Genomic DNA, 12,434 nt, shown 5'->3' on the forward strand with positions numbered 1-12,434 from the left:
TTATGAATATCAGCCGTCATTGCCCGGCGGTGCTGATCGCCGCGCCGGCCTCCGGTCAGGGCAAGACCACCGTCACCGCCGCGCTGGCCCGTTTGCATCGCAATCAGGGGCGCAAGGTGCGCGTGTTCAAATGCGGCCCGGACTTTCTCGACCCGATGATTCTCGAGCGCGCCAGCGGTGCGCCGGTCTATCAATTGGACATGTGGATGGTCGGCGAGCAGGAAAGCCGTCGACTGTTGTGGGAAGCCGCCGGCGAAGCCGATCTGATCCTGATCGAAGGCGTCATGGGCCTGTTCGACGGCACGCCGTCCAGCGCTGACCTGGCGCGACACTTCGGGGTGCCGGTGCTCGGCGTGATCGACGGCACCGCCATGGCCCAGACCTTCGGCGCATTGGCGCTGGGCCTGGCGCGCTATCAGCCGGACTTGCCGTTTGCCGGCGTTTTGGCCAATCGCGTCGGCACCTTGCGTCACGCGCAATTGCTCGAAGGCAGCCTCACCGAAGGCCTGCGCTGGTACGGCGCGTTGTCGCGCGAAACCGGGATCGAGCTGCCGAGCCGCCACCTCGGACTGGTCCAGGCCAGCGAGCTCAACGACCTCGACCTGCGCCTCGACGCCGCCGCCGATGCGCTCGCCAGCAGTTGCGAGGTAGCGCTGCCACCGGCAGTCGAATTTGCCACCCCGGATGTGCTCGAAGCCGAGCCGCTGCTCGCCGGCGTACGGATTGCCGTGGCGCGCGACGAAGCGTTCGCCTTCACCTACGGCGCCAGCCTCGATTTGCTGCGAGCGATGGGCGCCGAATTGCTGTTCTTCTCGCCGATCCGCGACCGCCAGTTGCCCGAGGCTGACAGCCTTTATCTGCCGGGCGGTTATCCCGAGCTGCACCACGTTGCGCTGGCGCAAAACACTTCGATGCTCGATGCCATCCGCGCACACCACGCCGCTGGCAAACCGCTGCTCGCGGAATGTGGCGGCATGCTTTATCTGCTCGATTCGTTGACCGATGTCGAAGGCACACGCGCCGAACTGGTCGGTTTGCTGACCGGTGCTGCGGTGATGCAAAAGCGCTTGGCGGCGTTGGCGTTGCAAGCGGTGGAATTGCCCGAAGGTGTATTGCGCGGGCATACCTATCACCACTCGTTGACCAGCACCGAACTCGAGCCGATTGCCCGTGGTTTGAGCCCGAACGGTGGGCGTGGGGCGGAGGCGGTTTATCGTCAGGGGCGGATGACGGCTTCTTATGTGCACTTTTATTTCCCGTCGAATCCGTCCGCGATTGCTGCACTTTTTCTACCGGATCTTGAGGACGCCATCGCGAGCAGGCTCACTCCTACATTGAATGAGGTTGTGTCTGAAGAATCGCGGAACCCTGTAGGAGCGAGCCTGCTCGCGAAGCGGCCATGACCGACACCGCATTTTCCGCAGCCGAGCGCGCAGCGGTCTACCGAGCCATCGCCGAGCGTCGCGACATGCGCCACTTCAGCGGCGGCAGCGTCGAGCCGACCTTGCTTCGACGCCTGCTCGAAGCCGCGCATCAGGCCCCCAGCGTCGGCCTGATGCAACCGTGGCGCTTCATCCGTATCAGCGACCGAGCCCTGCGCGGGCAGATCCAGCAACTGGTGGAAGAAGAACGTGTGCGCACCGCCGAAGCCCTCGGCGAACGCAGCGACGACTTCATGAAGCTCAAAGTCGAAGGCATCAACGACTGCGCCGAAGTGTTGGTCGCCGCGCTGATGGACGACCGTGAAAAACACATTTTCGGTCGGCGCACTCTGCCGGAAATGGACATGGCGTCGTTGTCCTGCGCGATTCAAAACCTCTGGTTGGCGGCCCGCGCCGAAGGCCTCGGCATGGGTTGGGTGTCGTTGTTCGAGCCGCAAGCCCTGGCCGACCTGCTCGGTTTGCCGGCCGGCGCCAAGCCGCTGGCGATCCTCTGCCTCGGCCCGGTCAAGGAGTTTTACCCGGCGCCGATGCTGGTGCTTGAAGGCTGGGCGCAGGCGCGTCCGCTGAATGAACTGCTGTATGAAAATTTTTGGGGAGTGAGTCAATGAGTGTGGCGTTGTTGAGTGTCGCTGCGGTTGCGCTGGATGCGCTGCTCGGTGAACCGAAACGCTGGCATCCGCTGGTGGCGTTCGGCGGCTTTGCCGATCGCATCGAGCAACGTTTCAACTCCGCCGGGCGCGGCTGGCGCAGTCACGGCGTCACCGCGTGGGTGATCGCGGTAGTGCCGCTGACCTTGCTCGCCACCGCGCTGTCCTGGGCGCCTTACGTCGGTTGGCTGGTGGAAATTCTGGCGCTGTACTGCGCGCTGGGCATGCGCAGCCTCGGCGAACACGTCGAACCGGTGGCCAAGGCCTTGCGCAGCGATGATCTTGAAGAGGCGCGCAAACGCGTTGGTTATCTGGTCAGCCGCCAGACCAGCGAACTGGACAAAACCGCAGTCGCCCGCGCCGCTACCGAATCGGTGCTGGAAAACGGCAGCGACGCGGTATTCGCCGCACTGTTCTGGTTTGCCGTGGCCGGCGCGCCGGGCGTGGTCCTCTATCGCTTGAGCAACACGCTCGACGCAATGTGGGGTTATCGCAACGAACGCTTTGAACGCTTTGGCTGGGCAGCGGCGAAAATCGACGACGTGCTCAACTACATTCCTGCACGTCTGGTGGCGTTGACCTACGCGCTGCTGGGCAAAACCCGACTCGCGCTGAAATGCTGGCGCAACCAAGGGCCGACCTGGGACAGCCCGAATGCCGGACCGGTGATGGCCGCCGGTGCCGGTGCGTTGGGCGTCGAGTTGGGCGGGGCGGCGATTTATCACGGTGAACTGCACCAGCGTCCGCAGCTCGGCGAAGGCCCGCCAGCGGACGCCGACTCTATCGACCGTGGCTGGCAATTGGTTCAGCGCGGCGTATGGTTATGGCTGCTGATTCTCTGCGTCGGAGCCGAATTTTATGCTTGAGCACGGTGGCCGGCTGCGCAAGGCAGCCCTCGATTACGCGATTGCCGAGGCCGATTGGCTCGACCTGTCCAGCGGTCTGGCGCCGTGGCCGTTTCCGATCCCGCAGATTCCGTTGCGTGCCTGGGCGCGGTTGCCGGAAACCGATGACGGCCTGGAGCAAGCCGCCTGCGATTACTACGGCGCAGCGCAAGTGTTGCCGGTCGCCGGTTCGCAAATGGCTATCCAGTTGCTGCCGCGTTTGCGCCGCGCCGGCAAGGTCGGCGTGCTGTCGCCGTGTTACGCCGAACACTCCGAAGCCTGGCGCCGCAGCGGCTACATCGTGCGCGAAGTGCTGGAGCAGGAAGTCGACTTCTTTATCGACAACCTCGACGTGCTGGTGGTGGTCAATCCGAACAATCCCACTGGCCTGAGCCTGACCCCAAGTCGCTTGCTCGACTGGCACTCGCGGCTGGCCCAGCGCGGTGGCTGGCTGGTGGTCGACGAAGCGTTCATGGACAACACCCCGCAACTGAGCGTGGCACCGTTCGCCAACCAGGTTGGCTTGATCGTGTTGCGCTCCTTCGGCAAGTTTTTCGGCCTCGCCGGGGTACGTTTGGGATTCGTTTTGGCTGAGCGCAAACTGCTCAAATTGCTCGCCGAGCAAGTCGGGCCGTGGGCGGTCAGCGGCCCGACGCGGGTCTTGGGCCAGGCATGTCTGCAAGATACCGAGGGCCATGCGCGGCAACGCCTGCGCAGTGAACAAGCGAGCCAGCGCCTAGCCGCCATGCTCGAACGTTACGACCTCAAGCCGCAGGGCGGTTGCGCGTTGTTTCAGTGGCTGATCACCGAACGCGCCGAAGAACTGCATGAGTTCATGGCCCGGCGCGGCATTTTGCTGCGGTTGTTCACCCACAACAGCAGCCTGCGCTTCGGTCTGCCTGCCGACGCCGCTGAAGAAGCGCGCCTCGAACAAGCGCTGCGAGCCTTCGCCAAGGAAAACCAATGACTACGTTGATGGTGCAGGGCACCACGTCCGACGCCGGTAAAAGCACGCTGGTGACGGCGTTGTGCCGTTGGGTGCGGCGCCACGGCGTCAGCGTCGTGCCGTTCAAACCGCAGAACATGGCGTTGAACAGCGCGGTAACGGCTGACGGTGGCGAAATCGGCCGCGCGCAAGCGGTGCAGGCCCAGGCCGCCCACCTTGAGCCGCACACCGACATGAACCCGGTGCTGCTCAAACCCAACAGCGACACCGGCGCGCAAGTGATCATCCACGGTCGCGCCGTCACCACCATGAACGCCGTGGCGTATCACGACTACAAAAGCATCGCCATGCAAGCGGTGCTCGCCTCGCATGCGCGGCTGAGCGCGGCGTATCCAGTGGTCATGGTGGAAGGCGCGGGCTCGCCGGCCGAGATCAATCTGCGCGCCGGCGACATCGCCAACATGGGTTTCGCCGAGGCGGTGGATTGCCCGGTGGTGCTGATCGCCGACATCAATCGCGGTGGGGTTTTCGCGCATCTGGTCGGCACCCTGGAGTTGCTGTCGCCGAGTGAACAGGCGCGGGTCAAAGGCTTCATCATCAATCGTTTTCGCGGCGACATTGCGTTGCTGCAACCGGGCCTCGACTGGCTCGAATCACGCACCGGCAAACCGGTGATCGGCGTGCTGCCGTATGTGATGGACCTGCATCTGGAGGCCGAGGACGGCATCGATCAGCGCCAGACCGCCAAGGCTGATCAAGTGCTCAAAGTGGTGGTGCCGGTGCTGCCGCGCATCAGTAATCACACCGATTTCGATCCGCTGCGCCTGCATCCACAAGTCGATCTGCAATTCATCGGCCCTGGCCAGCCGATTCCATCCGCGGATTTGATCATTCTTCCCGGCTCGAAAAGCGTTCGGCATGACCTCGCCTATTTGCGCGCCAATGGCTGGGACACGGCGATTTCGCGGCACCTGCGCTATGGCGGCAAAGTGCTGGGGATTTGCGGCGGTTTGCAGATGCTCGGCGAACAGGTCCACGACCCGCTGGGCCTCGAAGGCGCGCCGGGTTCGAGTGCCGGGCTGGGCTTGCTGGCGTTCGAAACCTTGCTCGAGGAAGAGAAGCAGTTGCGCAACGTGCGCGGACATCTGGCGCTGGAGAATGCTGAAGTGCTCGGTTATGAAATCCACGCTGGCGTAACCACTGGGCCGGCGCTGGAACACGCGGCGGTGCAACTGGACGATGGTCGCTGCGATGGCGCGCAAAGCCTCGACGGGCAGATTTTCGGCACGTACCTGCATGGCTTGTTCGAATCCCCGGCGGCGAGCAGTGCGCTGCTGCGCTGGGCTGGTTTGAGCGACGTGCAGGACGTCGATTACCACGGCTTGCGCGAACGTGATATCGAGCGCTTGGCAGATTTGGTGGAGAAGCATTTGGATACGCGGCTGCTCCGAGAGCTTTGTGGGTTTTGAGGCCGCCTTCGCGGGCAAGCCTCGCTCCCACAGTTGGTGCGCCGCATCTCTGTAGGAGCAAGGCTTGCCCGCGATGAGGCCCTCCAATCCACCGATTATTAAAAGGTTGAAACCATGCTCCAACTCATCCTCGGCGGCGCCCGCTCCGGCAAAAGTCGCCTCGCTGAAAAACTCGCTTCCGACAGCGCCATGGCGGTGACTTACATCGCCACCAGCCAACCCCTCGACGGCGAAATGAACGAACGCGTCGCCCATCACCGCGCCCGTCGTCCGGCCGAATGGGCGCTGATCGAAGAACCGCTGCAACTCGCCCGCGTCCTGCGCGAAAACGCCCGCGCCGAGCAGTGCCTGCTAGTGGATTGCCTGACCCTGTGGCTGACCAACCTGCTGATGCTCGACGACCCCGAGCGCCTCGGCGCCGAGCGCGATGCCTTGCTCGATTGCCTGGCGTCATTGCCGGGTGAAATCATTTTTGTCAGCAACGAAACCGGAATGGGTGTCGTGCCGCTGGGCGAATTGACTCGCCGCTACGTCGATGAAGCCGGTTGGCTGCATCAAGCTTTGGCTGAGCGCTGTCAGCGTGTTGTCCTGACGGTCGCCGGCCTGCCCCTGACTTTGAAAGGAACTGCGTTATGACCCAATCCTGGTGGCTGAACCCGTGCAAGCCGATTGATGCGGCGGCCGTCGAACTGGCCGAGGCGCGGCAACAGCAACTGACCAAACCGGCCGGTTCGCTCGGGCGGCTGGAGTCGGTAGCGGTGCAACTCGCCGGGTTGCAGGGCCAGGTCAAACCGCGCCTCGAGCACCTGTGGATCGCGATTTTTGCCGGCGATCACGGCGTGGTTGCTGAAGGTGTGTCGGCGTATCCGCAGGAAGTCACCGGGCAAATGCTCCACAACTTCGTCAGCGGTGGCGCGGCGATCAGCGTATTGGCGCGGCAGTTGGGCGCGGCGCTGGAAGTGGTCGACCTCGGCACCGTCACGCCGTCGCTCAACCTGCCAGGCGTGCGTCACTTGAACATCGGCGCCGGCACCGCCAATTTCGCGCACGGCCCGGCCATGACGGTCGCCCAAGGTGAACTCGCCTTGCAGGCTGGTCGCGACAGCGTGTTGCGCGCCCGCGAAACTGGCGCGCAGCTGTTTATCGGCGGCGAAATGGGCATCGGCAACACCACCGCCGCCAGTGCGCTGGCCTGCGCGTTGCTCGACTGCCCGGTGGCGCATTTGACCGGGCCGGGCACCGGGCTCGACGCTGCCGGGGTCAGCCACAAGGCGCAGGTGATCGAGCGTGCAATAGCGTTGCATGCCGCGCGGCGTGGCGACGCGCTGCAAACCCTGTTCAACCTCGGCGGTTTCGAAGTCGCCGCGCTGGTCGGCGCTTATCTGGCCTGCGCGCAGGAAGGCATTGCAGTGCTGGTCGACGGCTTTATCTGCAGCGTCGCTGCGCTGGTCGCGGTGCGCGTGAATCCGCAGTGCCGCGACTGGCTGCTGTTCGGCCATCGCGGCGCCGAGCCGGGCCATCGCCACGTCCTCGAATCCTTGAACGCCGAGCCGTTGCTCGACCTCGGTTTGCGCCTCGGCGAGGGCAGCGGCGCGGCGTTGGCGGTGCCGTTGTTGCGTCTCGCCTGCGACCTTCATGGGCAAATGGCGACGTTTGCCGAAGCGGCCGTGGCGGATCGTCCGGCATGACCTTGCACCTGGATTTGTTGCGCCACGGCGAGACCGAACTCGGTGGCGGCCTGCGCGGCAGCCTCGACGATGCGCTGACCGAAAAAGGCTGGGCGCAGATGCGCGCGGCGGTGATCGAGCAAGGGCCGTGGGATCGCTTGGTCAGTTCGCCGTTGCAACGTTGCGCGCGGTTTGCCGACGAACTCGGCGCGCAACTGGGCTTGCCGGTACAACTTGAAAAAGACCTGCAGGAACTGCATTTCGGCGCCTGGGAAGGGCAGAGCACCGCCGCGCTGATGGACTCCAGTGCCGAGGATTTGGGTCGATTCTGGAGTGATCCTTACGCGTTCACCCCGCCCGACGGTGAGCCGGTTGCGGACTTTTCGGCGCGGGTGCTGGCAGCGGTCGAGCGCTTGCACGCCGCGCATGCCGGCGAACGCGTATTGCTGATCACCCACGGCGGCGTGATGAAACTGCTCCTGGCGCAGGCGCGTGGTTTGCCGCGCGAGCAATTGCTGAATGTCGACGTCGCGCACGCGTCGTTGCATTCGCTGGCGGTCGGTGCGGGTGCCTTGTTACGGGAAGCGAGCTGAGCATGTTGCCGTTCTGGATTGCCCTGCAATTTTTGAGCAGTTTGCCGATTCGTCTGCCGGGCATGCCGGAGCCGAAAGAGCTAGGGCGTTCGTTGCTGTTTTATCCGCTGGTCGGCCTGCTGTTTGGCTTGATTCTCTGGGGAATGAACATCGCGCTGGCGGGCGCGCCATTGTTGCTGCATGCCGCGCTGTTGCTGACGGTTTGGGTATTGCTCAGCGGCGCGCTGCACCTGGACGGTCTGGCCGACAGCGCGGATGCGTGGCTGGGCGGATTCGGCGATCGCGAACGCACGCTGACGATCATGAAGGATCCGCGCAGTGGGCCGATTGCGGTGGTCACGCTGGTGTTGGTGTTACTGCTGAAATTTGCCGCGTTGCTGGCGTTGATCGAACAAGGGCAGGGCGCGGTGTTGCTGATCGTGCCGCTGCTGGGGCGGGCGGCGCTGCTAGGGTTGTTTCTGACCACGCCGTATGTGCGCGCCGGTGGCTTGGGCCAGGCGCTGGCGGATCATTTGCCGCGCACCGCCGGTTGGCGGGTGTTGGCCCTGAGTGCGCTGGGGTGTCTGCTGATCGGCGGGATGACCGATGGGCTGGTTGCGCTGGTGATCGCGATTGCGCTGTTTGTCTGGTTGCGGCAGGTGATGCTGCGGCGCTTGGGCGGGACCACCGGCGATACGGCGGGGGCGTTGCTGGAATTGCTTGAGATGGCGGTGTTGGTGGGGTTGGCGTTGGTTTGATGGGGTTGGTGGGGGCTGTGCTGGCCCTATCGCGAGCAGGCTCACTCCTACAGGGGATCGCGGTCCTGCATGGAATCGCGCTCACCTGTGGGAGCAAGGCTTGCCCGCGATAAACGATCACGCGGTTTACCCGTCGGACCGCAGCGCAACCTTCGCGGGGCAAGCCTTGCTCCCACTTGCCTTCTGTAACAAAAAATTTGCTTTCATTTAACCGCGGGTATATACACGCACCATGCTCGATTCCCAATGTTTATGTATCAACCTGCGTCGCGCCGCTCGTGGCGTCAGCAGGCATTACGACGGCGCTCTCGACGGCTTCGGCATCAACGTTGCCCAGTATTCTTTGCTGTGCAATCTGCAGCGTCTGGATCAGCCAAGTATTTCCACGCTCGCCGAAGCCATGGGGCTGGACCGCAGCACGCTTGGGCGCAATCTGCGCGTGCTTGAGGGCGAAGGCCTGGTGCAACTGGTCGAGGGCGAAGACATGCGCAACCGCATCGTCAAGCTCACCGACGCGGGCACACAACGTCTGGCTGACGCACTGCCAGCGTGGGAAGCGGCGCAGCAGCGTCTGGTCGATCGCCTCGGCGCCGAGAAACGTGAAACCTTGCTGAAATTGCTGGACGAACTGGCTTGAGGCCAGTTTGTTCAAGCGGGTATATACCCGCTACCGGAGAATAAGAATGACATCGATGTGGCGTACTTGCGGTTGGGTGTTGGTCGGGAGTGCGCTGATCCTCGCGTTGTCCCTCGGTGTGCGCCATGGTTTCGGGCTGTTCCTCGCGCCGATGAGCAGCGAATTCGGTTGGGGCCGCGAGACGTTTGCGTTCGCCATCGCCCTGCAAAACCTCATCTGGGGCTTGGCGCAGCCGTTCACCGGGGCGCTGGCCGACCGCTTCGGTGCGGCCAAAGTGGTGCTGATCGGCGGCGTGCTGTACGCGGCAGGGCTGATCTGCATGGGCTTCTCCGACTCGGCGGTGACGTTGTCGCTGAGCGCCGGCCTGCTGATCGGCATCGGCCTGTCCGGCACTTCGTTCTCGGTAATCCTCGGCGTGGTCGGCCGCGCCGTGCCGCCGGAAAAACGCAGCATGGGCATGGGCATTGCCAGCGCCGCCGGTTCGTTCGGCCAGTTCGCCATGTTGCCCGGCACTTTGGGCCTGATCGGCTGGCTCGGCTGGTCCGCAGCATTGCTGGTGCTCGGCTTGCTGGTCGCGTTGATCGTGCCGCTGGTGAGCATGCTCAAGGACAAACCGCTGCCGACCCTCGGCCATGATCAGACCTTGTCCGAAGCCTTGCGCGAAGCCTGTTCGCACTCCGGTTTCTGGTTGCTGGCGTTTGGCTTTTTTGTCTGCGGTTTTCAAGTGGTGTTCATCGGCGTGCATTTGCCGGCGTATCTGGTCGATCAACACTTGCCGGCCACGGTCGGCACCACGGTGCTGGCGTTGATCGGGCTGTTCAATATCTTCGGCACTTACACCGCCGGTTGGCTCGGCGGGCGCATGTCCAAACCGCGTTTGCTCACTGGTTTGTACCTGCTGCGTGCGGTGGTGATCGGCTTGTTTCTGTGGGCGCCGGTGACGACGACCAGCGCTTACCTGTTCGGTATGGCGATGGGCTTTCTCTGGTTGTCCACCGTGCCTTTGACCAACGGCACCGTGGCGACCTTGTTCGGTGTACGAAACCTGTCCATGCTCGGTGGGATTGTTTTCCTGTTCCACCAGCTCGGTTCGTTTCTCGGCGGCTGGTTGGGCGGGGTGGTTTACGACCGAACCGGGAGCTACGACTTGATCTGGCAAGTGGCGATTCTCTTGAGCCTGTTGGCGGCGGCGCTGAACTGGCCGGTGCGCGAACGGCCGGTGGCGCGCCTGCAAACGCAGATGAGCGCGGTATGAACAGCTTCTGGCCGCGCATTATTGCCGTCGCGGCCGGCGCTTTTTTACTGCTGGCCCTGGCGTGGTGGGGCTGGCAACAGGGCGGGTTGGCGTTGATGCAATTGGGCATGGGCGCTTGCTAGGCGGTTGCGAGGGCGAGTAGCTTGTTGGCTGACGACCTCTCAAGGATGCCCCGACATGCTCAAGCGCTGGTTTGCAGTCCCCGCGTTGCTGATGACGTTTGCTGCCGCGGCCCAGGCGGCCGAATGCCCGGACCTGTTGCAAGGCTCATTGCCGAAATTGCGCGCCAAGGAATCCATCGACCTCTGCCAGCGCTTCGCCGGCAAGCCGCTGGTGGTGGTCAACACCGCGAGTTTCTGCGGTTTCGCTCCGCAGTTCCAAGGCCTCGAAGCGCTTTATCAGCGCTACAAGGGCCAGGGGCTGGAAGTGATTGGCGTGCCGTCGAATGACTTCAAGCAAGAGTCCAAGGACGGCGAAGAAACCGCCAAGGTCTGCTACGTCAACTACGGCGTGACTTTCACCATGACCGAACCGCAGAAAGTCCGCGGCGACGACGCCACGCACCTGTTCAAAAACCTCGCCGAGCAGAGCAGCGCGCCGAAGTGGAATTTCTACAAATACGTGGTCGATCGCCAAGGCAAGGTGATCGCCGATTTCTCCAGCCTGACCAAACCCGACGACCCGCAATTCCTCGAAGCGGTCGAGCAAGCCCTGGCCTCGAAACCTGAATGACACCCACTGAAAAGCCCCGCCTCTGAACAAGAGCGCGGGGCTTTTTCGGTGTTGCTGGCGAGGGGTTCAGGCTCGCCGTGAATCATCAGAAGCGGTAAGTTGCGCCGACCCCGAAACCGTTCGCCCAGTTTTGATACTTGGCGTTGTAGCTCTGGCCACGGTCGTTGCTGTTGTTGACCTTGACCGACTCTTCGCGCAGGTACGAATAGGCGACGTCGATGGTCAGGTCGTCGGTTGGGCTCCAGCCGGCGCCGAGGCTGAAGATCTTGCGATCGCCAGTCGGAATGCGCGGGGAACGGTCGACGTTGTTGGTCGGTGCCTGGTCAAAGGACAGGCCGGTACGCAGCACCCATTGCTTGTTCAGCTGATACGAAGCGCCGATGGCGTGCGCCCAGGTGTCGTGCCAGTTCTGGTCTTCGGTGATGTTGCCGAATTGGCCGTTGAGGATCGCCGGCACACCTTTGTTTTCCACGGTGATTTCTTTCAGACGGCTCCAGCGCGTCCAGGTGCTGCCGGCGTACAGGGTCCACTTGTCGTCGAGCTCGTGAGTGACCGAGAAGTCCACCGATTCAGGCGTGGTCAGGTCCAGCGAAGCGTCGAACTTCTGGTTCGGGTTCTGGCCGATCAGGCCCAGCACGCCGTAGTTGACCTTGGTGTTGCCTTCGAGCTTGTACTTCACTTTCGAGTGATAAGTCAGGCCGACGCGGGTGCTGTCGGTAGCTTGCACCAACAGGCCGATGTTGTAGCCCAGCGCGGTGTCGTCACCTTTGATCTTGACCTTGCCGTCCGGCGCTGCCTGGGTAATCGACAGGTTCGATTCCAGCTTGCCGTCGATGCGGTTGATGGTCGGACCGAAACCGATCGACACCTTGTCGTTGAAGGCGTAGCTGATGGTCGGTTGCAGGGTCACGACTTTAACGTCGCTGGTGCTGCCGAAGTAACGGCCGGCAAAGCCGTTTTCGTAGTCGGTCACCAGACCGAATGGCGCGTACATGCCAATACCAACTGCCCAGTGATCATCGATAGGCTTGACGTAGTAGCCCATGGGCACGGCAATGAACGGAACCATGTTGCCGTGGCTGCTGCCGTTGTTTGGCGCAGAGTCGGCATTGCTGATATCGGTGTGTGCGTCGAGCATTGCAGCACCGCCGGTGACTTGTTCACGCTTGATGCGCGACATGCCGGCAGGGTTGCCAAAAATTGTGCTTGCGTCATCGGCAGAGGAAGATCGCCCGGCAAAACCTGTACCCATCCCGCTGATACTTTGTTCGTTGATGGCAAAGCCAGCTGCGAAGATCTGGGTGGATGCCAAGGTAACGGCGAGGCTAAGGGTGGTTTTGAGCATTACTTTTTTCATTATTAGAACTCCTGGTGATCACCGGGGCGAAAATTACCAACATTTTCGTCCCAGCGCTATAGCCCGTA

14 protein-coding genes are annotated in these 12,434 nt (G+C 62.9%); 13 read left to right on the forward strand and 1 reads right to left on the reverse strand.

Annotated elements, in window-relative coordinates; all coding sequences use genetic code 11:
* The first annotated feature begins 2 nt into the window (after nucleotides 1-2).
* From FBY12_RS11980 to FBY12_RS12035, 13 genes are all read left to right on the forward strand, one after another.
* Nucleotides 3-1,403 carry a cobyrinate a,c-diamide synthase gene (locus tag FBY12_RS11980; RefSeq protein ID WP_145252969.1) on the forward strand — a complete coding sequence of 467 codons (1,401 nt, stop codon included), beginning with the start codon at nucleotides 3-5 and terminating at the stop codon, nucleotides 1,401-1,403.
* Nucleotides 1,400-2,050 (forward strand): 5,6-dimethylbenzimidazole synthase, encoded by a 651-nt coding sequence (bluB, locus tag FBY12_RS11985; protein ID WP_121734352.1) that lies wholly within the window; start codon nucleotides 1,400-1,402, stop codon nucleotides 2,048-2,050. Before FBY12_RS11980 ends, bluB begins: the two co-directional genes overlap by 4 nt.
* On the forward strand, nucleotides 2,047-2,955 hold the full coding sequence (gene cbiB, locus FBY12_RS11990; protein ID WP_092271272.1) for an adenosylcobinamide-phosphate synthase CbiB: 909 nt from the start codon (nucleotides 2,047-2,049) through the stop codon (nucleotides 2,953-2,955). The genes bluB and cbiB overlap by 4 nt, the downstream gene beginning before the upstream one ends.
* A complete protein-coding gene (cobD, locus tag FBY12_RS11995; RefSeq protein ID WP_145252970.1) occupies nucleotides 2,948-3,940 on the forward strand; it encodes a threonine-phosphate decarboxylase CobD in 993 nt (330 codons plus the stop codon). The genes cbiB and cobD overlap by 8 nt, the downstream gene beginning before the upstream one ends.
* The gene (locus tag FBY12_RS12000; protein WP_145252971.1) at nucleotides 3,937-5,388 is read left to right on the forward strand and encodes a cobyric acid synthase; all 1,452 of its coding nucleotides are present in this window, start codon (nucleotides 3,937-3,939) and stop codon (nucleotides 5,386-5,388) included. Before cobD ends, FBY12_RS12000 begins: the two co-directional genes overlap by 4 nt.
* Before the next feature lie 114 nt (nucleotides 5,389-5,502).
* On the forward strand, nucleotides 5,503-6,024 hold the full coding sequence (gene cobU / locus FBY12_RS12005; protein ID WP_145252972.1) for a bifunctional adenosylcobinamide kinase/adenosylcobinamide-phosphate guanylyltransferase: 522 nt from the start codon (nucleotides 5,503-5,505) through the stop codon (nucleotides 6,022-6,024).
* Nucleotides 6,021-7,076, forward strand: coding sequence for a nicotinate-nucleotide--dimethylbenzimidazole phosphoribosyltransferase (gene cobT, locus FBY12_RS12010; RefSeq protein ID WP_145252973.1), 1,056 nt, complete (start codon nucleotides 6,021-6,023; stop codon nucleotides 7,074-7,076). The genes cobU and cobT overlap by 4 nt, the downstream gene beginning before the upstream one ends.
* Nucleotides 7,073-7,648, forward strand: coding sequence for an alpha-ribazole phosphatase family protein (gene cobC, locus FBY12_RS12015; protein ID WP_145252974.1), 576 nt, complete (start codon nucleotides 7,073-7,075; stop codon nucleotides 7,646-7,648). The genes cobT and cobC overlap by 4 nt, the downstream gene beginning before the upstream one ends.
* Nucleotides 7,649-7,650: 2 nt before the next feature.
* Nucleotides 7,651-8,385, forward strand: a complete 735-nt coding sequence (locus FBY12_RS12020) for an adenosylcobinamide-GDP ribazoletransferase (RefSeq protein WP_145252975.1) — start codon at nucleotides 7,651-7,653, stop codon at nucleotides 8,383-8,385.
* A gap of 232 nt (nucleotides 8,386-8,617) precedes the next feature.
* Nucleotides 8,618-9,022 carry a MarR family winged helix-turn-helix transcriptional regulator gene (locus tag FBY12_RS12025; protein WP_121734360.1) on the forward strand — a complete coding sequence of 135 codons (405 nt, stop codon included), beginning with the start codon at nucleotides 8,618-8,620 and terminating at the stop codon, nucleotides 9,020-9,022.
* A 46-nt stretch (nucleotides 9,023-9,068) separates the two neighbouring features.
* Complete coding sequence (locus FBY12_RS12030; RefSeq protein ID WP_101208055.1) at nucleotides 9,069-10,277, forward strand: MFS transporter; 1,209 nt, start codon at nucleotides 9,069-9,071, stop codon at nucleotides 10,275-10,277.
* Nucleotides 10,274-10,399: a hypothetical protein gene (locus FBY12_RS27860; protein WP_256663299.1), complete on the forward strand. Its 126-nt coding sequence runs from the start codon at nucleotides 10,274-10,276 to the stop codon at nucleotides 10,397-10,399. Before FBY12_RS12030 ends, FBY12_RS27860 begins: the two co-directional genes overlap by 4 nt.
* Nucleotides 10,400-10,454: 55 nt before the next feature.
* The gene (locus FBY12_RS12035) at nucleotides 10,455-11,009 is read left to right on the forward strand and encodes a glutathione peroxidase (RefSeq protein ID WP_145252976.1); all 555 of its coding nucleotides are present in this window, start codon (nucleotides 10,455-10,457) and stop codon (nucleotides 11,007-11,009) included.
* An 85-nt stretch (nucleotides 11,010-11,094) separates the two neighbouring features.
* Here FBY12_RS12035 and FBY12_RS12040 read toward each other — a convergent pair whose 3' ends face one another.
* Nucleotides 11,095-12,366, reverse strand: coding sequence for an OmpP1/FadL family transporter (locus FBY12_RS12040; protein ID WP_121734362.1), 1,272 nt, complete (start codon nucleotides 12,364-12,366; stop codon nucleotides 11,095-11,097).
* Between the last annotated feature and the right edge of the window lie 68 nt (nucleotides 12,367-12,434).

This window comes from Pseudomonas sp. SJZ131 (genome assembly GCF_007828705.1).
Taxonomy (GTDB): domain Bacteria; phylum Pseudomonadota; class Gammaproteobacteria; order Pseudomonadales; family Pseudomonadaceae; genus Aquipseudomonas; species Aquipseudomonas prosekii.